This window comes from Pseudomonas sp. FW305-96, from assembly GCF_058783825.1.
The window spans coordinates 30591-51868 of the sequence record NZ_JBYSYW010000004.1; the positions used below are offsets into that span (position 1 = coordinate 30591).

18 protein-coding genes are annotated in these 21278 nt (G+C 67.5%); 15 read left to right on the forward strand and 3 right to left on the reverse strand.

Going from position 1 to position 21278, the window contains the following annotated elements:
- The first annotated feature begins 46 nt into the window (after positions 1-46).
- From AC3WL2_RS04260 to AC3WL2_RS04330, 15 genes are all read left to right on the forward strand, one after another.
- Positions 47-871, forward strand: a complete 825-nt coding sequence (locus AC3WL2_RS04260; RefSeq protein ID WP_102682029.1) for an ABC transporter permease — start codon at positions 47-49, stop codon at positions 869-871.
- A gap of 2 nt (positions 872-873) precedes the next feature.
- On the forward strand, positions 874-1635 hold the full coding sequence (locus tag AC3WL2_RS04265; protein WP_046855626.1) for an ABC transporter ATP-binding protein: 762 nt from the start codon (positions 874-876) through the stop codon (positions 1633-1635).
- Complete coding sequence (locus AC3WL2_RS04270; protein ID WP_102682028.1) at positions 1632-2822, forward strand: acyl-CoA dehydrogenase family protein; 1191 nt, start codon at positions 1632-1634, stop codon at positions 2820-2822. Before AC3WL2_RS04265 ends, AC3WL2_RS04270 begins: the two co-directional genes overlap by 4 nt.
- Positions 2819-3763, forward strand: a complete 945-nt coding sequence (locus tag AC3WL2_RS04275; protein ID WP_102682027.1) for an NAD(P)-dependent oxidoreductase — start codon at positions 2819-2821, stop codon at positions 3761-3763. The genes AC3WL2_RS04270 and AC3WL2_RS04275 overlap by 4 nt, the downstream gene beginning before the upstream one ends.
- Positions 3760-4578, forward strand: a complete 819-nt coding sequence (locus AC3WL2_RS04280; RefSeq protein ID WP_102682026.1) for a class II aldolase/adducin family protein — start codon at positions 3760-3762, stop codon at positions 4576-4578. The genes AC3WL2_RS04275 and AC3WL2_RS04280 overlap by 4 nt, the downstream gene beginning before the upstream one ends.
- 15 nt (positions 4579-4593) lie before the next feature.
- Complete coding sequence (locus AC3WL2_RS04285; RefSeq protein ID WP_102682025.1) at positions 4594-5550, forward strand: ABC transporter substrate-binding protein; 957 nt, start codon at positions 4594-4596, stop codon at positions 5548-5550.
- Positions 5551-5595: 45 nt separating this feature from the next.
- Positions 5596-6822, forward strand: coding sequence for a dipeptidase (locus AC3WL2_RS04290; RefSeq protein WP_102682024.1), 1227 nt, complete (start codon positions 5596-5598; stop codon positions 6820-6822).
- Between the two features lie 185 nt (positions 6823-7007).
- Complete coding sequence (locus AC3WL2_RS04295; RefSeq protein WP_102682023.1) at positions 7008-8582, forward strand: flavin monoamine oxidase family protein; 1575 nt, start codon at positions 7008-7010, stop codon at positions 8580-8582.
- Positions 8583-8657: 75 nt separating this feature from the next.
- The gene (locus AC3WL2_RS04300) at positions 8658-9152 is read left to right on the forward strand and encodes a RidA family protein (RefSeq protein WP_102682022.1); all 495 of its coding nucleotides are present in this window, start codon (positions 8658-8660) and stop codon (positions 9150-9152) included.
- A 56-nt stretch (positions 9153-9208) separates the two neighbouring features.
- Positions 9209-11659 carry a TonB-dependent receptor plug domain-containing protein gene (locus tag AC3WL2_RS04305; RefSeq protein WP_102682021.1) on the forward strand — a complete coding sequence of 817 codons (2451 nt, stop codon included), beginning with the start codon at positions 9209-9211 and terminating at the stop codon, positions 11657-11659.
- On the forward strand, positions 11659-12609 hold the full coding sequence (locus tag AC3WL2_RS04310; protein ID WP_256582672.1) for an aliphatic sulfonate ABC transporter substrate-binding protein: 951 nt from the start codon (positions 11659-11661) through the stop codon (positions 12607-12609). Before AC3WL2_RS04305 ends, AC3WL2_RS04310 begins: the two co-directional genes overlap by 1 nt.
- Before the next feature lie 234 nt (positions 12610-12843).
- Positions 12844-13620, forward strand: a complete 777-nt coding sequence (locus tag AC3WL2_RS04315; protein WP_046857791.1) for a 2OG-Fe(II) oxygenase — start codon at positions 12844-12846, stop codon at positions 13618-13620.
- A 5-nt stretch (positions 13621-13625) separates the two neighbouring features.
- Positions 13626-14375, forward strand: coding sequence for a tRNA-dependent cyclodipeptide synthase (locus tag AC3WL2_RS04320; protein WP_102682019.1), 750 nt, complete (start codon positions 13626-13628; stop codon positions 14373-14375).
- 70 nt (positions 14376-14445) lie between these two features.
- Complete coding sequence (locus AC3WL2_RS04325; RefSeq protein ID WP_102682018.1) at positions 14446-15990, forward strand: MFS transporter; 1545 nt, start codon at positions 14446-14448, stop codon at positions 15988-15990.
- A complete protein-coding gene (locus tag AC3WL2_RS04330; protein ID WP_173862415.1) occupies positions 15977-17317 on the forward strand; it encodes an LLM class flavin-dependent oxidoreductase in 1341 nt (446 codons plus the stop codon). Before AC3WL2_RS04325 ends, AC3WL2_RS04330 begins: the two co-directional genes overlap by 14 nt.
- Before the next feature lie 100 nt (positions 17318-17417).
- Here the strand turns inward: AC3WL2_RS04330 and AC3WL2_RS04335 are convergent, their stop codons facing one another.
- The 3 genes from AC3WL2_RS04335 to AC3WL2_RS04345 form a co-directional block, all read right to left on the reverse strand.
- Positions 17418-18401: a fatty acid desaturase family protein gene (locus AC3WL2_RS04335; RefSeq protein ID WP_102682017.1), complete on the reverse strand. Its 984-nt coding sequence runs from the start codon at positions 18399-18401 to the stop codon at positions 17418-17420.
- Positions 18402-18420: 19 nt separating this feature from the next.
- Positions 18421-19488, reverse strand: coding sequence for a GNAT family N-acetyltransferase (locus AC3WL2_RS04340; RefSeq protein WP_102682016.1), 1068 nt, complete (start codon positions 19486-19488; stop codon positions 18421-18423).
- A gap of 438 nt (positions 19489-19926) precedes the next feature.
- Entirely contained in the window at positions 19927-21222 is a 1296-nt protein-coding gene (locus tag AC3WL2_RS04345; RefSeq protein WP_102682015.1) for a histidine decarboxylase, read from the reverse strand.
- Positions 21223-21278: the final 56 nt, after the last annotated feature.

Sequence of the window (21278 nt, forward strand, 5' to 3'; positions counted from 1 at the left end):
CGCCGCGGCCAGCAATCAATGGATCGGCCTTGAGCGAGGAGATGGAATGTCCCGGCAAAGCAACACACTTGTCCCCGCCACGGCCCTGCTGACCCTGTTGCGCTGGCAGGGTTGGCGTAACCTTGGCCTGCGCCTGATCAGCCCGTTGCTGTTGCTGGTGGCGTGGGAACTTGCCTCGCGCAGCGGCCTGTTGCCGCCGCGAATCATCGCCGCGCCCAGCGCCATCGGCGACACCCTCTGGCAGATGATCGTCAGCGGCGAGCTGGCCGGGCATTTGTGGGTATCCCTCAAACGTGCCCTGAGCGGCCTGGCCATCGGGGTCAGCGTGGGCACTCTGCTGGCGTTGCTCGCAGGCCTTTCGCGGCGTGGCGAACTCGCCATCGACTCGCCGGTGCAGATGCTGCGCACCTTGCCGTTCCTGGCCATCGTGCCGCTGTTCATCCTGTGGTTCGGCGTGGGCGAAACGCCCAAGATCGCCCTGATTGCCCTGGGCACCACCTTCCCGGTGTACCTCTCCCTGTTTTCCGGCATCCGTGGCGTCGACCCCAAGCTGGTGGAGGCTGGGCAGCTGTTCGGCCTGGGGCGCCTGGGGCTGGTCTGGCACGTGATCCTGCCCGGCGCGCTGCCGGCGTTTTTCGTCGGCCTGCGCTACGCCTTCGGCATCAGTTGGCTAGGCCTGGTGGTGGTCGAGCAGATCAACGCCAGCGCCGGGCTGGGCTATCTGGTCAACGACGCCCGCGACTTCATGCGCACCGACGTCATCGTCATCTGCCTGATCGTCTACAGCGTGCTGGGCCTGTCTATCGATGCCCTCGTGCGCTTGTTCGAACGCCTGGCCCTGGCCTGGCGCCCCACCTTCATAAGGAACTGATCATGGAAGTCGCACTGCAACGCTTGCGCCCACCGGTGCGGGTGCGCGGGCTCACGCGCAGGTTCCAGGGCCACACGGTGCTCGATGGCCTGGACCTGGACCTGGCGCCCGGCGAGTTCGTCGCCTTGCTCGGCCGCAGCGGCTCGGGCAAGACCACCTTGCTGCGGGCGCTGGCCGGCCTGGACCGGGTGGAGGCGGGCACGCTGGAGGTGCCCGGCGTGCATGCGGCGGTGTTCCAGGAACCGCGGCTGATGCCCTGGAAGCGGGCCTGGCGCAATGTCCTCCTGGGCCTGAGGGGCGCCGAGCCAAAAGCGCGTGCCCTGGCCGCGCTGCGTGAGGTGGGCCTGGCGCACCGCACCGAGGCCTGGCCGGGGACCCTGTCCGGTGGCGAGGCCCAGCGCGTGGCCCTGGCCCGGGCGCTGGTGCGCGAGCCGCAATTGCTGCTGCTCGACGAGCCGTTCGCCGCGCTGGACGCCTTGACGCGCATGCGCATGCACCAGTTGATCCTCGAACTGTGGCGCACCCATCAGCCGTCGGTGCTGCTGGTCACTCATGACGTTGACGAAGCCTTGCTGCTGGCCGACCGGGTCGTGGTGCTGGACGCCGGGCGCATCGCCGAGCAGATCCCGATCCGCCTGCCGCGCCACCGCGAGGTGGCCAGCCGGGGCTTCCAGGCGCTGCGCCAACACCTGCTGGCCCTGCTCGGCGTCGAAGCGCCTGCGCCCAGCCATGCCCATTCCCTCGCACGGACCGCCCACCGATGAGCCTCGACTTGCATACCGCCGCCAAGGCGGCCGACCTCGATTCGCCGGCCTTCGCCGACCTGCTGGCCCGCCTGAGCGACGAATTCGCCGCCAGCGCCGCCGAGCACGATCGCCAAGGCAGCTTCCCCCACGCCAACCTGCGGCGCCTGCATGAACATGGCCTGCTGGCCCTGACCGTGCCGCGCCGCCTGGGTGGCAGCGAAGCGACGCTGGCCCAGGCCCGGCGGGTGATCGCCGCCGTGGCCCGGGGCGAGCCGTCCACCGCCCTGGTGCTGGTGATGCAGTACCTGCAGCACGCGCGCCTGCAACAGAACCAGGCCTGGCCCGAGCACCTGCGCCTGCGCCTGGCCCGCGAGGCGGTGGCGGACGGCGCGCTGGTCAACGCCCTGCGCGTGGAGCCGGAACTGGGCACCCCGGCCCGGGGCGGCCTGCCGGGCACCGTCGCCCGGCGGGTGGCCGAGGGCTGGCGGATCAGCGGGCGCAAGATCTACTCCACTGGCATCCCCGGCCTGACCTGGCTGGCAGTATGGGCGCGCAGCGACGAGGAAGAGCCTCGGGTCGGCACCTGGCTGGTGCATCGCGACACACCGGGCATCCGCATCGAGGAAACCTGGGACCACCTGGGCATGCGTGCCACCTGCAGCCACGACGTGATCTTCGATGATGTGCTGGTGCCCGCCGAGCACGCCGTCGACATCCTCCCGGCGCGCCAGCCACGCCCGTCCGAACTCGATCACAACGGCGTGTTGTGGCTGACCGTGCTGCTGTCGAGTATCTACGACGGCGTTGCCCGTGCCGCCCGCGACTGGCTGGTGGGCTGGCTGGCCGGGCGCACCCCGGCCAATCTCGGCGCGCCGCTGTCGAGCCTGCCGCGTTTCCAGGAACTGGTGGGGCGCATCGACGCCTTGCTGCTGTCCAACCGGGTCCTGCTCGACGCCGCTGCCGAAGGGCGCATCCCGGCGAGCGAGGCCACCCAGGTCAAGTACCTGGTCACCACCCAGGCCATCAGCGCGGTCGAACTGGCCGTCGAAGCGATCGGCAACCCGGCGCTGGCCCGGGGCAACCCGCTTGAGCGGCATTACCGCGATGTGCTGTGCAGCCGTATCCACACCCCGCAGAACGACGCGGTGCTCGGCGCCGCCGGCCGTGCGGCGTTTGCCTTGCCCAGCCGTGGCGGCCAGGCATGAGCGGCGTGCGCATCGCCAGTCAGCTGGACGCGCGGTTCAACGCGTTGCTGGCCGCCGCCGTACCAGGCGTGGAAATCCTGGCGCTGCCCAGGGGCGTACCCCATGGGCTGCCGGACGATGTTCGGGTCCTGCTGGCCGCGCCAGACCCAGGCCTGCGTGACGCCGTTGCGCCGCCCTCGGGCTGGCCGTTCGGGCTCGGTTTCGTGCAACTGGTCAGCTCCGGCATCGACTTCTTCCCCGGTTGGTTGCTCGAGCCGGTGCCTGTGGCCAGTGCTCGCGGGGTGACGGCGGACAGCCTGGCCGAATTCGCCCTGGCGGCGATGTTCGCCGCCGCCAAGCAACTGCCGCAGTTGTGGATCGACGAGCCCGGGCAATGGCAGCCACGTCCGCTGGCCTTGCTGGCCGGCAGCACCTTGGGTATCTACGGTTTCGGGCGGATCGGCCAGGCCCTGGCGCGCAAGGCCCTGGCCCTGAACATCGAGGTGATCGCCCTGCGGCGTTCGGCCAGGCCGTTCGAGGTGGCCGGCGTACGGGGCGTGGCCAGCGTCGAGGAACTGTTCGCCCGCGCCGATCACCTGGTACTGGCGGCACCGGCCGACCCGTCGACCCTGCATGTCGTCGATCGGCGTAGCCTCGCCCACGCCAAGCCCGGTCTGCACCTGATCAATATCGCCCGGGGCAGCCTGGTGGACCAGGACGCCTTGCTCGATGCCCTGGACAGCGGCCAGGTGGCCCTGGCCAGCCTCGATGTCACCGAGCCCGAGCCGTTGCCGGCCGGGCACCGGCTGTACGGCCATCCCAAGGTCCGGCTGAGCCCCCATACCTCGGCCAACACGCCGCAGGTGTACCGCAACCTCGCCGCGCTGCTGGCGCGCAACCTCGAACATTTGCGCAGCGGACGACCGCTGGAGAACCTGCTGGCCCAAGGAGAGACCGCATGAGCGCCAGGCTGAGCCGCTTACCCACCGCCTATTCATTGCCCCGCGACGGCCACACCGTGCATCGCTGGCAGGACCCGCCCCAGCAACCGACCCACGAGGCCGAGCGCCTGCTGCGCAAGCAGCGCCTGGCCGGCTCGTTCCGCCTGTTTGCCCGGCATGGTTTCGACATGGGCGGCGCCGGCCATATCACCGTGCGCGACCCCCAGTACCCCGATCACTTCTGGGTCAATCCGGTGGGCGTGTACTTCGGCCATATCCGCGTCAGCGACCTGCTGTTGGTGAGTCCTCGGGGCGAGATCGTCGAAGGGCAGGGCGCGTTGAACCTCGCCGCCTTTGCCATCCACGCGGCGCTGCACGAGGCGCGCCCGGACGTGGTGGCCGCCGCCCATGCCCATTCGTTGTACGGCAAGGCCTGGTCGAGCCTGGGACGCCTGCTCGACCCGCTGACCCAGGACGCCTGCGCCTTTCATGGCAAGCACGCGCTGTTCGACAACTTCACCGGGGTGGTGCTGGAGGCCAGCGAGGGCGCGCGCATCGCCGCCACGCTGGGGCCGGACAAGGTCGCGCTGATCTTGCAGAACCATGGCCTGCTGACCGTCGGGCGCACAGTGGAAGCGGCGGTGTGGCGCTTCATCGCCCTGGACAACGCCGCCCACGCGCAACTACTGGCCGAGGCCGCCGGCACGCCACGGCCGATCCCGGCGGCGGTGGCCGAGCACACTGCGCGCCAGGTCGGTACCGAGTTCGGCGGCTGGTTCAGCTTCCAGCCGTATTGGGACCGCCTGCTGCGCGACGAACCTGACTTTCTCGACTGAGTGCAAGGAGGCGCCATGAATCGCCGTCGTTTTCTGCAGTACAGCGCCCTGGGCGGGCTCGCCTGCGCGCTGCCCGGTGTCTTTGCCCGCGACTGGCAAGGGCTGACCCTGGGCGTGGCCACCTACAAGGGCGCCGCGCCGACCTTCTTCGAACAGGCCGGCATCGAGCGCCCACCGTATGGCGTGAAATACGCCGAGTTCAATGGCGGCAACCTCGGTTTCGAGGCGCTGGTCAGCGGTACCCTGGACCTGGCGCCGATGAGCGAGATCCCGCCGATCTTCGGCATCCGCAACCAGGCGCCGGTCAGGCTCATCGCCGTGCTGACCGGTGATGTCAACAACCAGGCCTTCATCGTGCCCAGGGGGTCGACGATGCAATCGCTGGCCGAGCTGCCGGGCAAGCGGGTCGGGTACATCCGCTCCACGTCGTCGCACTACCTGCTGCTGCGCGCCCTCAAGGACCAGGGCCTGACCCTGGCCGACATCCAGCCCCTGGCGCTGACGCCCCAGGATGGCTTCGCCGCGTTCCAGAACGGCAACCTGGATGTCTGGGTGACCTTTGGCTACTTCATCCAGCTGGCCGAGCTGCGCAGCGGTGCGCGGGTGCTGCGCACCGGGCAGGGCTACCTGTCGGGCAACTACGTGATCGCCGCCAACCGGCGGGCGATCGAGGATCCGCTCAAGCGCGCGGCGATCGAGGACTATGTGCGCCGCGAATACCGCAGCTGGCAATGGGTGCAGCACCACCCCGAGGCGTGGGCGGCGCGATGCGAGCAGGTGCTGGGCATCCCCCGGGAAGTGTTCATTGCCCAGTACAAGGCCCAGAGCGGGCCGCGGGTGCTGCAGGCGGTGGACGATGCCGCGGTGCGGTCGCAGCAGGATGTGGCCGACACCTTCCACGCCGCCGGCGTACTGCCCCAGCGCCTGGACGTGGCGCCGTTGTGGGATCGCAGTTTCAGCTGGACCGAGTGATTCATGCGATCCCCCGCAGGGGCACGCCTGGCAAAAAGGACTCCCATGCCTCGTTCAACTCGATACGCCTGGCTGCCGCTGGCACTGGCCTGCAGCACCGCGCTGGCCGATGTCGCGCCCTCGACCCACGCCCTGCATGAGCGCCTGATCGTGCTCGACAGCCACCTGGACACGCCCATGCAACTGGCCCGGCCCGGCTGGGACATCGGGCAGCGCCACCGCTATACCGACGATCTGTCCCAGGTCGACCTGCCGCGCATGCGCGACGGTGGCCTGGACGGCGGATTCTTCGCCATCTTCACCCCCCAGGGTCCGCTCACGCCCGAGGGACGCACCCTGGCCAGCGAACATGGCCTGGCGGTAATCACCCGGATCCGCGACATGGTCGCCGCCCGGCCGGACGCGTTCGCCCTGGCCACGCGGGCGCAGGAGGTGCCGGCGATCGTTGCCTCAGGGCGGCGGGTGGTGCTGATCAGCATGGAAAACGCCGAACCGCTGGCGGCCGACCCCGGCCGGCTGGCCACCTACCACCGTCTGGGCCTGCGCATGCTGGGCCTGGTGCATGCGCAGAACAACGATTTCGCCGACTCGGCCACTGCCTTGCCGCACTGGCATGGGCTGAGCCCGGCCGGCCGCGAGCTGGTGCAGGCGGCCAACCGTCTGGGGATCCTGATCGATGTGTCCCATGCCTCCGATGCGGTGTTCGATCAGGTGTTGGCGTTGTCCCGTGCCCCGGTGATCGCCTCGCATTCCGGCGCCCGGGCCATCGGCCCGCATCCGCGCAATCTCGATGATGAACGTTTGCGCCAGCTTGCTGCCGGGGGCGGGGTGGTGCAGGTCAACACCTACGCCAGCGACCTGGTGCCGCGTGCGCCGAATCCCGCCCGGGACAAGGCCCTGGCACCGCTGTACCGGGAGTTCCGCCTGGCGGCCAGCCTGCCGCCCGCGCAGGTGGCGGACCTGGCCCGGCGCATCCGCGAGGTCGAGGCCAGGTATCCGTTGCCGGCAACCAGCCTGGACGACTTCATGGCGCATCTGCTGCACATCCTTGACTTAGTCGGGCCACGGCATGTCGGCATCGGCGCGGATTGGGATGGCGGCGGCGGGGTGGCGGGGCTGCGCGATGTCAGCGATTTGCCGGAGATCACTGCGCGGTTGTTGGCGGCGGGGTACCACGAACGGGACCTCGCGGATATCTGGGGAGGGAACCTGTTGCGAGTGATGGGAGAGGCGCAGGCCGCTGCTGCCGCGAGCTCAGGTGTTTCAAAATAATTATGCGTTTTGTGCAGAATGTAAAGCTTGAGACATTACACATTTTAATATTTGCATATGCTCAAAATGTATTTCTCTTATCCCATCCCGCTCTCTAGGATGGCTCCACATAGAGCGTTTTCGTAGCTTGATAACATCAAACCATAACTGAAAGCGATAACCGTGGACCAGGGAGAGTGCCCGCGATGCCATTGACCAGACGACAGCTCATTGCCCGTATCGGTGTGGTTGGTGGCCTGCAGGCTGCCACGGCGGCACTGGGCCTGTTTGGCACGTCGGGGGCGGCACGGGCCAGCCAGGAGAACTACGCCGCGTTGCCACTGGCCCGTGTAGGGCAGGGCGCCACTGTCACCGTGGTCGGCGCTGGCATCGGCGGCCTGGTGGCGGCCTACGAGCTGCGCAAGGCCGGTTTCGCCGTCACCCTGCTGGAGGCCCGCGAACGGGTAGGCGGGCGCAACTGGACCGTGCGCCGGGGGGATCGGGTCGCGTTTACCGATGGCAGCGTGCAGACCGTCGCGTTCGACGAGGGTTTCTACCTCAACGCCGGCCCCGGCCGCCTGCCCAGCCACCACCAGTTGATGCTCGGCTATTGCCGCGAGTTGGGAGTGGCGCTTGAGGTGCTGGTCAACACCAGCCGCAACGCCCTGGTGCGTCCCGACCTCGACCAGCCGCCGATGCAGATCCGCCAGGCGGTCAACGACAGCCGTGGGCACCTGGCCGAACTGCTGGCCAAGGCCGTCGACCGCCAGGCCCTGGACCAGGAACTGAGCCTGGACGACCGGCGCAACCTGCTGGGCTTCCTGCGCACCTGGGGCGACCTGTCGGAGAAGCTCGAGTACCTGGGCTCGGCGCGCTCGGGCTACAAGGTCTGGCCCGGGGCCGGCGACCAGCAGGCCCTGCGCAACGACCCGCTGCCCCTGCGCACCTTGCTCAACCCGGCCCTGGGCACGGCACTGATGATCGATGAGTACCCGGAGTTCTCGCCGACCATGTTCCAGCCGGTGGGCGGCATGGACCGTATTCCCCTGGCCTTCCAGCGCCACCTGCAGGATGTTCTGCGCCTGGGGGCCGAGGTGGGCTCGATCCGCAATTTCGAGGATCGGGTGGAGATCGGTTACCAGCAGCAGGGTCAGCCACAGCGCATCACCAGCGACTATGCGGTGATCGCCTTGCCGCTGCCGCTGCTGGCGAAGCTCGACAGCAACTTCAGCGCCCAGGTGCGCCAAGCGATCGCCGCCGTGCAATTCGGCCATGCCAACAAGGTGGCCTGGCAGTCCCGCCGGTTCTGGGAGACCGACTACCAGATCTACGGCGGCCTGTCGTTCATCAATCAGGCGTCTTCCGGCCTGTGGTACCCCAGCGGTGGCTTCAACCAGGCCGAAGGCATTCTCGTCGCCGCCTACAACAACGGCGAAACCGCCCGCCAGTTCGCCGACAAGTCGGTCGCCGAGCAGATCGCCCTGTCGCGCCAGGCCGTGGAGCTGCTGCACCCTGGTCACGGCCACGAGCTGCGCAAGCCGTTGGTGGTGGATTGGGGGCGCATACCCCACAGCCTCGGGCCGTGGATCAGCCACCCGCTGGCCGACGCCGACTACGACCTGCTCAACCAGGCTCAGGGGCGGGTGCACCTGACCAGCGACGCGCTGGCCCACAGTGGCATCGGCATCTGGCAGGAAACCGCCGCCAGCGCCGCCCGGCGGGTGGTGCGCAACCTGTGCGAGCGTGCCCAGGGCACCGCCCAGGCCCGGCAGACCGCCTGAGCAATACACAACGAAAACCATCTGCCAGGTAGCGGACCTCCGAGGCTGGCGCCTACACATCAGTGGAGCTTCGCCATGCCTTTCAAGCACGCCCTTCTGGGGTTGGGGGTCCTGTTCGCCGCGGCCAGCCAGGCCGCCGATATCGAGCGCGTCCCCTCGACCTATCCCAACTCGCCGATCCTGCAGTCGGCGACCCTGCCGCCGGGCACGGTGCTGACCTTCGTCTCGGGCATCCTGCCCGACCCGGCCGACCCCAAGGCGGCCAAGGATGAACTACGCGCCAATGGCGACACCGAGGCGCAGACCGTGGCGGTGCTGCGCAAGGTCGAAGCCGCCCTGGCGCCGCGCGGCCTCGGCCTGGGCGATGTGGTGCAGTTACGGGTGTACCTGGTCGGCGACCCGCAATTGCAGGGGCGCATGGATTTCGACGGCCTGCAGCGCGGCTTTCGCCTGTTCTTCGGCAGTGAGCGCCAGCCGTTGAAACCGACCCGCACCACGGTGCAGGTGGCCGGGCTGGTATTGCCCGGCGCCCTGATCGAAGTCGAGGCGGTCGCCGCCAAGGCCCGTTGAGCCCCCGAACCCGAGAGCGGCGGCCGGGCCATGGCCGCCACAAGGAATATCCGCAGATGCCCAAGACCTTCAAGCTTTCCCCCGTGGCCACCGCCCTGGCCCTGAGCCTGGCCGGCGAGGCCATCGCCGCCGAAGACCCGGCGCTGTCCACCGTGGTGGTGACCGGCGTGCGCGGCAGCCAGCAGCGCACCGTGACCGACAGCCCGGTGCCGGTGGACGTGATCTCCGGCGAACAACTGCGCACCAGCGGCCAGAACGGCCTCAAGGACATGCTCACGCGCCTGCTGCCCTCGTTCAACGCGCCGACCATCAACGGTGGCGGCACCGCCTTCCTGGTACGCGGCATCAGCATGCGCGGCCTGGGCGGCGACCAGGTGCTGATCCTGGTCAACGGCAAGCGCCGGCACAACACGGCGATGATCAACAACAACGCGCGTGTCGGCACGGCCGCGGTGCCGGTGGACCTGGACCTTATTCCCACCGCGGCGATCGAGCGCATCGAGGTGCTGCGCGACGGCGCGGCGGCGCAGTACGGCTCCGACGCCATCGCCGGGGTGATCAACATCATCCTCAAGCAGGACGCCGAGGGCATCACCTCCGACAGTTCCGTCGGCCAGTACTATGCCGGGGACGGCACCAGCGGTCATGAGGCGGCCAACGCCGGCTTCGGCCTGGGCGACGGTGGTTTTCTCAACCTGTCGTTCGACGCCAAGGTACAGGAACCCTACGACCGCGCCGGCGCCGTGCGCGGCAATTTCACCACCCTGGCCAACGGCCAGCCCGACCCGCGCCTGAGCGAACGCCACGGCTGGGGCGAGGAATACGGCCTGGGCCGCGACCGCACCTACAGCGGCGCCTACAACCTGGAACTGCCCCTGGGCGAGGAACTGAAGCTGTATTCGTTCTCCACCCTCAGCTACCGCGACGGCAAGAAGGTCCTCGGCCACCGTGCGCCCACCGACATCACCGCCACCAACTGGCTGGCCAACCCGCCTTATCCGAAGGGCGGCCAGGCCACCCGCGAAGTGGAGGAGACCGACTACCAGTTTCTCGCCGGTCTCAAGGGCCTGGCCGCCGAGTGGGATTGGGACCTGTCGACCACCTATGGCCGCGACAAGGCCAAGCTGTACACCGACAACAACCTCAACCTGTCCAACGACCCGTTGCTGAGCCAGCGCCGCTTTCACCTGACCGACGAGATCTTCGACCAGTGGACCACCAATCTGGACTTCAGCCGGGCCCTGGACATTGGCTGGAGCAGCCCGCTGGAAACCTCGTTCGGCGTCGAGTACCGCTGGGAGAAGTACCAACTTACCGAGGGCGAACCCAATTCCTACAACTATGGCGACTACGTCATCCCCAGCGGCCCGCTGGCCGGACGGCGTCCGGACCCCGGCCTGTTCTCGGTCAACGGCACCACGCCGGAGGATGCCGGGCAGATGATCCGCCATAGCGGTGCGGCCTACGTCGACTTTGGCCTCAACCTCACCCCGCAGTGGTACAGCGCCTTCGCCCTGCGCTACGAGCGCTACAACCAGGAGGTCGGCGAGACCGTCAGCGGCAAGTTCACCACCCGCTACGAGTTCGCTCCGGGTTATGCGGTGCGCGCGGCGGTGAGCAATGGTTTCCGTGCGCCGTCGCTGGCGCAGAACGTGTTCTCTTCGACCAGCTCGGTGACGATCTTTGGCGCCGGCGGCAGCACCAGTACCGCACGCACCAAGCAGATGCGCCCCGGTTCGCCCGAGGCCATTGCCCTCGGCGCCCAGACCCTGGAACCGGAGAAGTCGCGCAACTACAGCCTGGGCTTCACCGCCGAGCCCACCGAGCGCCTGCGCCTGACTGCCGACTTCTACCTGATCGACATTGACGACCGCATCCTACAGACCGGCGTGCTCACCGGGCCCGCGGTGTCGCAAATCCTGGTGGCCAACGGCCTGTCGCCTGACTTGTCCGGGCAGTACTTCGCCAATGCCGCGGACACCCGCACCAAGGGCGTCGACCTGGTGGCCGAGTACCGCCAGCCGCTCGCCGAGTACGGCACCGTGCGCTGGAGCCTGGCCTACAACCGCAACAAGACCAGCATCCGTGACCTGGCCGATACTCCGGCGAGCCTGTCGAGCCTCGGCGCAGGGTACGTGCTGTTCGACCGCCAACAGCAGATCGACCTGACCAAGGCCACGCCCAAGGACAAGTGGATCCTCAACAGCAACTACAAGGTCGACGACTGGACGGTGAACCTGACCCTCACTCGCTACGGTGAGTACACCGAAGGCTCGAACATCCCGGCCAACGACCGCACCTACGGCGCCAAGTGGATCACCGACATCGATGTGGCCTACGACCTCACCCAGAACATCACGGTGGCGCTGGGGGCCAACAACTTGTTCGACAAGTACCCGGACAAGATCGGCATCGTGCCCTGGGCCGGGACCTACGAGTACGGGATGTTCTCGCCCTATGGGCTGGGTGGGGGTTACTACTACGGCCGTGTGAGCCTGGCGTTCTGATGAGTCATTTATTCAGTTGGCGTCACATGCTGACGGGGTTGCTGTGCCTGATGCTGGGGATCGCTCACGCGGACGAAACCCTGCGCGTCTCCAGCCAGAAGAACTCGCTGCAGTTGCTGCTGCAGGCCGCCGGCGAGCTCGACGATGTGCCATATCCCCTGGAGTTCGCCGCCTTCGGCGCCGCCGCACCCACCGCCGAGGCCCTGGCGGCCGGCGCGGTGGATATCGGCACCCTGGGCACCGCGCCGTTCGTGTTCGCCACCGCGGCCGGCGCCGGGCTCAAGACCGTCGGGGTGGTGCGCCTGCAGGTGACGCCCACGGCGGTGGCGATCGTCGTGCCCGAAGCGTCGCCGCTGAGCGACGCGGCGTCGCTGGTGGGCCGGCGCATCACCACCACCCGTGGCTCCATCGGCCATTACCTGGCGCTGGCAGCATTGCGCGCCACTGGCCACAGCGGCCGCGACGCCACGTTCGTGTTTCTCCAACCAGGCGAGTCGCGCAGCCTGCTGGCCAACGGCGGCGCTGACGCCTGGGCCACCTGGGACCCGTACACCAGCATGCTCCAGCTCGAAGGCGGCACGCGGGTGCTGGTCAGTGGCGAAGGCCTGTTCGCCGGCAACATGCTGCTGGTGGCCAACCCTGCGGCGATCCGCGACAAGCCGGCGCAACTGCGGGATTTCCTGCGCCGGGTTGGCCGCGCCTGGGACTGGGCCAACGCCCATGTCGAGCAGTTTTCGGCGGTCCAGGCCCGCCAGAGCGGGCTGCCGCTGGAGGTGCACCTACGCTCGAACCGCTTTTCACAGCCACGCCAAGTTGCGGTGGACGACGCGCTGGTCAGGGACTTGGCCGACACCGCTCGGCTGTACCAGGACGAGGGGGTGATCGGCCCGGGCTTCGTTGCCGAACAACAGCTGGACAAGCAGTTCAATGAAGTACCGGAAGTTCAATGAAAGTTATCCGCGACGCGTAACTTGAGTTGTAATTTTTATAATGTTCATGCGCATTGCTGATAATGGCTGAAGTTGTTCAGTAATATTTTGAAAAAAGTTTTGAGGCTAGAGAAAAACGATATTTCACAAGTGCTTGCCGCTTGTTGAAGATGGCCTGGCGACCATCGGAAGTCGCCGGTTAGCCGCCATTCACAGGTGCAGTCAAACCGTTCAGGAATACGCGAGGGAGTGTTCATGCTGACGATTACCACGGTCGAGGAATTGACCGCCGCACAGTTAGACGATGTGATTCACGCCCGCACACTGGGCATCCTGATCAAAGGCTTCGCACCCGCCGATACGGTGGCCCTGGCCCTGGAGCGCCTGAGTCATCACGAACTGCGTGGTGCCTTCAGCGAGCAGACCGAGTTCGTGCGCCTGGGCAAGGCCTACATCGAGATCAGGGACGAGGCCAGCCGCGCCGAGTACCACGGCCAGGCCATCGCCAATATTCGCAAGATCCGCAGCGCCTTCGGCCCGCTGGCATCGCCCATCGACCATTTGCGCCTGCTGCTCGACGAGGTCTGGCCCAAAGGGGCGCGGCTGCTGGATGTGAACGGGCGCAAGTGCTTCGTCGGCATCGCCCGCTTCCAGGGCAACAACGTCGACCTCACGCCGCATACCGATGACCTGGCCCGCAATGCCCCGGCCGACCACCAGCCGCGGCTGCTCACCCAGCTGTCGACCAACATCTACCTGCAGATCCCCGAGGACGGCGGCGAGCTGGAGATCTGGAACCTGCACCCCGACGAGGCCGAGTACGAACGCCTGCGCGGCCAGCGCGCCTACGGTATCGAGCGCCACCTGCTGCCGCCGCCGGACCTGGTGGTCAAGCCCGAGGCGGGCGACCTGATCTTTCTCAACCCGCGGTTGATCCACGCGGTGCGCCCCTCGGCCACCAGCACCCGGGTCACCCTCGGCGTATTCATCGGTTATTTCGGCGACGACCAGCCTTTGGCCTACTGGAGCTAAGCAACATGAGCAATGTGGAAGCGATCAACCTCAAAGCCTATTTCAACAAGGGCGGCGAAGCGCTGGACTTCACCGGCAAGCGCTGCGTGCTGGCAGTCAGCGTGGGCCAGGAATACCACGAGGAGCAGAAACTCAGCTCCACCGTGCACCTGATCAACAAATCCGGCTTCAGCCAGGTGAAGGTGGTGGTGGCCGACACCTTGCAGCGCCACAACAAGCACGGCAAGTCGCCGGGCGAGGCGCTGTCGGCGTCGATTCGCGATGGTGACGCGTGGCTGGCGCGCAACCGCAAGTACCTGGCCGGATTGGAGGCGCCGGTAAGCATCAGCCGCTGGAACCAGGAGCTGGCCTCGGACCGTTACGCCGAGCTGCGCCAGCAGGTGAACCAGCTTTATCGTGAAAGCGAGGACCTGCGCGGCGCCATCGAAGCGACCATCGGCGTGTTCATCGAGCGTCTGCGCTTGCGTGACCCCGAGGCGGACCTGGAGCGCGCCGCCGCTCAGTGCCGCGAGTACATCCTCGAGGAGGTGCCGATCATCCTGCCGCAGTGGGCCGAGCAGGGGTTCGACTACGTGATCTACCCGCAGCAGATGACCGACGCCATGGCGACCGCCCGGCGCCTGCTGGTCGAGCCTCACGCGCCAGATCGCGTGCACTGGCTGCCATTGAAGTTCAAGAAACGCGGCATCCCGATTCCCTTCACCCTGCCAGGGGTGGTGCATCCGGCCTGGGCCGCCAGCGCCATCGCCATCTGACCTTAAGCCACGCAGGCCCCACGCCACACGGACGATGGCCTTCACACTGAAATCCGGAACAGGAGTTTCCATGGGCGTTTTTGCGCAACAGCAACGCAAATGGTGGGCTTTGCTCGGTGTGAGCATCGCCAGTTTTCTCGGCTGCGTCGACTTCACCATCGTCAACACCGCGCTGCCGGCGTTGCAGGCCGACCTCGGCGCCTCGGTGGGCAGCCTGCAATGGGTGATCAACGGCTTCATCCTGGCGTTGTCCAGCAGCATGGTGCTGGTGGGCAGGCTGGCCGACCTGAAAGGCCGCCGGCGGGTGCTCAACCTGGGGCTCACGGTCTTCGGGCTGGCCTCGCTGGCGGCAGGGCTGGCCACCACCATCGATACGCTGGTGGCCGCGCGGATCGCCCAGGGCCTGGCCTGCGCGGTGTTGTACACCGCGTCGGGGGCGATCGTCGCGGCCACCTTCGCCAGCGAGGAACAAGGCAAGGCATTCGGCGTGCTGTTTGGCGTCAATGGCATCGGCCTCGCGGCGGGGCCGGTGTTGGGCGGGCTGATTACCAGCGCCTTCGGCTGGCAGTGGATCTTTCTGGTCAACGTGCCGTTCGTGTTGCTCAGCCTGGCGATCATCGCCGTGGCGGCGGACGAGTCGCGGGCCGGCGAGGACGGCGCGCGGCTCGACTGGCTGGGGGCGGCGTTGCTGCTGCTGGGTTTGCCGAGCCTGGTGCTGGCCATCGTCCAGGGCGCCGACTGGGGCTGGACCTCGGCCAATACCCTGGGCCTGCTGGGGGTGGCGCTGCTTGCCCTGCTGGCCTTCGTCGCGGTCGAGTTGCGGGTCGAGGCGCCGATCATCGACCTGCGCCTGTTCGCCAACCGCCGTTTCGTCGCGGCGGTCACCGCCAGCTTCGGCCTGGCGGTGTTCTATTGCGTGGCATTTTTCGTGATGCCGTTGTACCTGGCGTTGATCCGTGGTGAGAGCGTGCAGGCCAGCGGCCTACTGTTGCTGCCGACCACCCTCGGCGTGGCGTTGCTGTCGCCGTGGGTGGGCCGCCTGGTGGACCGCAAGGGCCCGGCATTGCTGGTGCAGGCGGGGTTGCTGCTGTTTGTGCTGTCCGCCGTGCTGCAGGCGGCATTCGGCGAGCAGACTTCGTTGCTGCACCTGCTCGGCGCCTTCGCGCTGATGGGGCTGGGCTGGGCGTGCATCCTCGGGCCTTCGACGGTGCTGGGGATCTCCTCGGTGCCGCAGCAGGTGAGTTCGGTGGCCATGGGCTCGCTGATGACCCTGCACAATGTCGGCGGTGGGCTCGGCCTGGCGGTCGGGGTGGGGCTGTACCGGGCGGTGGCGGCCGATACCTTGTCCGGCGCCACGGGCGTATCTGCGCAGACCGCTTGGCTGGCCAGGGCGGCGGCGGCGCCGGAGCAGGGCGCGGCCCTGCTGGGCGAGCACCTGGGGCAGGGCGGCGACGTCCTGCAGGGCTGGGTGCATGCCGCGTTTCTCGACGGCTACCAGGCGTTGATGGTGTTCCTCGCCGTCAGTCTGTTGCTGGTCTGGGGCGCGGTGACCCTGCTGCTGCGCACGACAAAAGCGCCGGTGCCTGCCCAGGAGCCCAGCCATGGCAAGGCGTGACGGCCGCCTGCGACTGGGGGCTTTTCTCTCCGGCGCCGGCGCCCACGCCGGCAGTTGGCGACACCCGCAGGCCGACGCCGATGCCTCGATCAACTTCGAGCGCTATCGACAGTACGCCCAGACCCTCGAGCGCGGCTGTTTCGACGCGCTGTTCCTCAACGATAACGTCGCCGTCGGCGAGCTGGATCCACGGGTGCTGCGCAGCAGCGCCTACAGCCTGCGCTGGGACCCGCTGACCCTGCTGCCGGCACTGGCGGTGGTGACCCGCCACCTTGGCTTGATCGCCACTGCCAACACCAGCTTCAACGAACCGTACAACATTGCTCGCACCTTCGCGTCCCTCGATCACCTGTCCGCTGGTCGTGCCGGCTGGAACCTGGTCACCGGATTGATCGGCGGCGAGAACTTCAACCACGCGGCGCACGTGTCCCATGCCGATCGCTATGCCCGTGCTGGGGAATTCTTCGACGTGGTCACCGGGCTTTGGGACAGCTGGGCGGACGATGCCTTCCCGCTGGACAAGGCCTCCGGCACCTGGCTGGAGCCCGCGCGGATGCGGGTGCTCGACCACCAGGGCGAGCATTTTCGCGTGCGTGGCCCGTTGAATGCGCCACGGCCGTTGCAGGGTTGGCCGGTGATCGCCCAGGCCGGCTCCTCTGAAGCCGGAAGAGCGTTGGCGGCGCGCAGCGCCGAGCTGGTGTTCACCGCCCAGCAGACCTTGACCGAAGGCCGGGCATTCTATGCGGACATCCACCAGCGCCTGGCCCTGGCCGGTCGGCCGCCGCAATCATTGGTGGTGTTGCCGGGCCTGGCGCCCGTGGTGGGGCGCACGGCCAGCGAAGCGCAGGAGAAGCACGAGCAACTGCAGGCGCTGGTGGATCCGGAGGCGGCGCTCAAGGCACTGTCGTTCCTGCTGGATATCGGCATCGACCTGGAGCGGCTGCCACCCGATGCCCCGGTTGTGCTGCCGGCCCCGCTGCCACTGACCGAACGGCACAAGAGCCGCCAGCAGCTGGTGGTGGACCTGATCCGCCGCGAACGGCCCACCGCCAGGCAATTGCTGGCCCGTCTCGGTGCCGGCGGACACCGGCTGCTGGTGGGCACACCCGGGCAGATCGTCGAGGAGATGGCCTGTTGGTTCGAGGAAGGGGCGGCGGATGGCTTCAACCTGCTGTTCACCCATCTGCCGGGCGGGCTGGATGATTTTGTCGGCCAGGTGGTGCCGGAGTTGCAGCGGGTGGGGTTGTTCCGGCGCGAGTATGAGGGGCGTACGTTGCGGGAGAACCTGGGGTTGCGGTATGTGCCGAACCGGCATTTTTCCAACTGAGCATGGCACCTGTGGGAGCGGGCTTGCCCCGCGATAGCTTTAGCGCCATCGCGGGCAAGCCCGCTCCCACGCAGCCCCGTGCTACTTCAGAGGGGGCAGCTCAACCCCGCTGATCGAAGAAATGCCCCATCAGCTGCAACAACGGCCGGCGTCGGTTCTTCACCGCGAACTCCCATTCATGCGTCTGCGACGGCGCATGGCCGAGCTCATGCTCGCCCAGCAGCTTCTGCACCTTGGCCAGGCGGTACCAGGGCACCGAGGGGAAGGCATGGTGGACGATGTGCAGGTTGAAGTTGAGGATCACGAAACGCGACCACAGCGGCAGGCTCTTGCAGTCGTGGGACACGCCGTCCTGCTCCCAGAACTGCAGGCGATCGGCATCGCGGGCGAGCAGCGGGGCCTCGGCGTGGTGCGGCAGGTTGAGCAACTCGACCATGAAGAACAGGAACACCCAGGTGATCAGGTAGAACAGCACCAGGTCCAGCAGGTGCCCCAGGCTCCAGGCCAGCACGGCCGCCGCCAGGTAGCCGGTCAGGTACAGGTGGGCGAAGCGGATCTCCTTGAGGATCCGCGGCGAGCTGTCGCCCTTGGCCTTGGCGATGAATGGCGCGCGCCAGTTGAGCAGGAAGTGGTTGGCGGCGATCATCGGGATCCAGTGCTTCCAGACGAACTCCAGGGTGCGCTCCTGCTTCTTGGTCATCACCGAGAAACGCTCGATCATGCCGCGGTTCTCCGGATCGTTCAGCGGGTGCGCGGTCCAGGTGTGGTGGGCCATGTGGAAGCGCCGGCGGACCAGGAACGGCAGGGCGATCAGCCAGCCGTTGCAGTGGCCGATGAAATCGTTGAACCGGCGGTTGGCCGAGGCGGCGCCGTGGGTTGCCTCGTGCATGATCAGGTAGAGCTGCACGGTGGCCAGACCGGCCAGCGCCAGGCCCAGCAACTGCAGGGCGGTGGAGTCGGCGAGCCAGAGGTTCCAGGCCACCGCCAGCAGCAGCAGGTCGGCGACCCACAACATCACGGTCCAGGGTTCCCGGGCGCCGTCGGGGATCTGTTTTCTTACACTAAGCCATTGGTCCTTGGTCACTTGCTGAAACTCCGATCGGTTAGCTGGCGGCCCGGGAAGCCGGGGCCGCGGGAAGGCTGCAGAGGTTGTTGGCCAGGTGCGCGTAGGCCAGGTCGAAGCGGGCGATGTCATCATCGAAACCGTGGCTGCGCGGCGCCACGGCGAAGTCCTGGAACACCAGCTGGATGCAGTCGTAGCGGCTGCCGTTCTCCAGGTGCCAGGCCGGCAGGTAGGCGGTGATCGCAAAGCCCAGGCGGCGCAGGCTGGCCAGCAGCTCCAGCTTGTCGGCCAGGATCACCAGGCCGACGTACTCGGCCTGGGAATACTGACGCAGCAGCGCGCCCAGCTCGGTCAGCACGGCATGGGTCGAGGCATAGTGGCCGCATTGGCCCGACAGCATCAGCGCGGCGGCCTGCGGGTCGTGGCTGTAGCTGAGCTGGCCATGGCGTTCGGCGCCGGTCGGGCCGCTGAGGTAGGTGTCCGGGTAGCTGCCGGGGGCAACGGCAAGCTGCAGGGCGGGGTAGAGCAGCCTGCGGATATAGTCGGCGGCGCGGGTGGTCACGTACCAGGGGGCGACGTGCGCGAAGCCGGCCTGGGGTACGGGGTGGATGGCGGTCAGGTGATACTCGCGCAGGCCATCGACCTTGTCCGGGCCGCCGTCATGGCCCACCAGCACGGCGGGGCGGATCTTCTTCATGACGCCGTGGCTGGCGATGTTGCGGGTAATGTAGAAGCCCAGCTCCATGGGCGCTGGTCGGTGCGTCTCGAAACCGAGGCGGACCAGGCTGGAGATGGCGCCGGTCCTGCGCGCGTCAGGATGGATCACGCCGTGGCACACCTCCCACGACTGGTTCCACGGGCGGCGGGCGATGCAGCAGCAACCGGCCAGGTTGCCCTCGGCCTCGGCGACGAACCACTGCTGTTGCCCGCTGCTCATCGAGTGGCGGATGTAGGACGCGCTCTGGCAGGGGTGGGTGGTCTGCCCATAGACCTGCTGGAACAGCGCGGCGAGGGCTTCGATATCTGTGGGGTTGGCTGGGCGATAGCGCAGTGTTTCGGTTTCCGGCAACGGCGCAACGGCCGTTTGCGGCGAACGGGTCGCAGTCATGACGCACCTTTTGTCTTTATTGAAGGCGAACGAAGGCAGTGACCGCCCAGGGCAGGTCACGGGCACGTGTCGGTTTTGGCGCTGCGGTCAGTGGCGAGGATGTCGTCGGTTGACGGCGAAGCAGGCGGGGGCGAGCAAAAGGCAAGGCAGGGCGGGTTTGAACGGAGCGTCATCCGTGAGCATGGCCATTACGCAACTCCTGTACATGGCGGGGTTCTTGTCCGAGGCAAACAGAAATCCTTCCCGTTGCCAGGAAACGGACTATAGAGCCACGCCATGGGCTGTCAAACGCGCACCGAGGGTCGCCTGTGCGGCGGCCCGTGTGGGTAGGCCAAGGGGCGGATCAGCCCGCCCCCGGTTTTTCGGCACGCCAGCTTCCAGGGGCGCGCGTTGTAGGCACAGGCTTACATGCAAACGCCCGTAATGACGACTCGGCGTTCAGCTATCGCTGCCCTTGGGATGGGCGATGATGCGTTGCGGTTCGGCTTTTCCCAGGCCCGGCGCAGGCACCCGCAGAGGCTGGCTGGCAGTGCTGTAGACCTGGGTGCGAGTGGCCAGCCCGTCGACCAAGGCGCCTTGCAACGGTTGCCTGGCTGGTGGCTTGCCACGGGCCTTGAGATCGACGATCACCTCGTCGACCAAGGCATCGATCTGCGTGCTGTCCCGGTGGTGGGCTGTGGTGATCAGGTGCGCGGTGTCGCCCGAAGTGGCCAGGCAATGACGCTTCCACACGCTGGCCGAGGGGCAAGGGAACACCACGGTGATCGAATTGGGGTTGCGCCAGGCGTCGATCCCCGCCGCCCGCAGCCGGTCCACCGCATGCTGGGCCAGGTCCAGGCAGCGCTGGATACGTTCACGCCAGTCGTCCATGGAGCGGCTGCGCAGGGCGGCCCACATCATCAGCGGCGTATGGCCGTTGCGCGAGCCGCTGATGGTCTGGTCGCGGGCGCTGATGTAGTCGACCTCCACCGAGATGCGCTCGACGTTGGCGCGCCGGGCCACGACGATGCCGCAGGGCATCGGCGAGCCGATCATCTTGTGCCCCGAGACGCAGATCGAGTCGATGCCGTCGGCGAACGAGTAAGGCTCGGGGGCGTCGACGAAGGGCAGGATCATGCCGCTCAGGGCCGCGTCGGCGTGCAGGTAGTAGTCCTCCCGGCGGATGCCGGCCTGGGCCAGGCGCTGCTGGATGACGGCGATATTGTCGGTGGCGCCGCGCAAGGTGGTGCCGATGTTGGCGAAGATGATCGGGTGGCGCTCGCCGTCGGCCGCGATCCGTGCGACCAGGTCGTCATAGTCCATCTCGCCACTGGCCTGGGACGCCACCACCTGGGCTTTGATACGCAGCAGGCGGACGATCTTGGCCACCGAGTAGTGGGTGTCCTGGGAGTAGTAGAGCGTGGCGTCGGGGAATAGCTCGCGGGCCAGGTAGCAGCCGAACATGTTGCCTTCGGTGCCGCCATTGGTGACATAGCCCCAGCTGTCCTCGAAGGGGATGTGGAACAGTTCGGCGAAGAAGCGCATGACCTCGCGCTCGAAATCGAAGGAGTTGAGCAGGTAGTTGCTGTACTCGTTCCAGTCGCCGCAGTTGTTGATGGAGAAGCGCATGAAACGGTGCAGCAGGCTGTAGTCGAAATCGGCGGATTCGGGGTAGCCGACATTGAAGTACTGGTGGGTGAGGCAGTAGCGCCAGAACCCCTCGAGACGTGCGTGGTCGGCAGGTGAGAATGTCATGTCCAGCTCCATGGAGCGCGCCCGGCCGACCTGGGCCGGGCGCGTTGCGGGTGAAA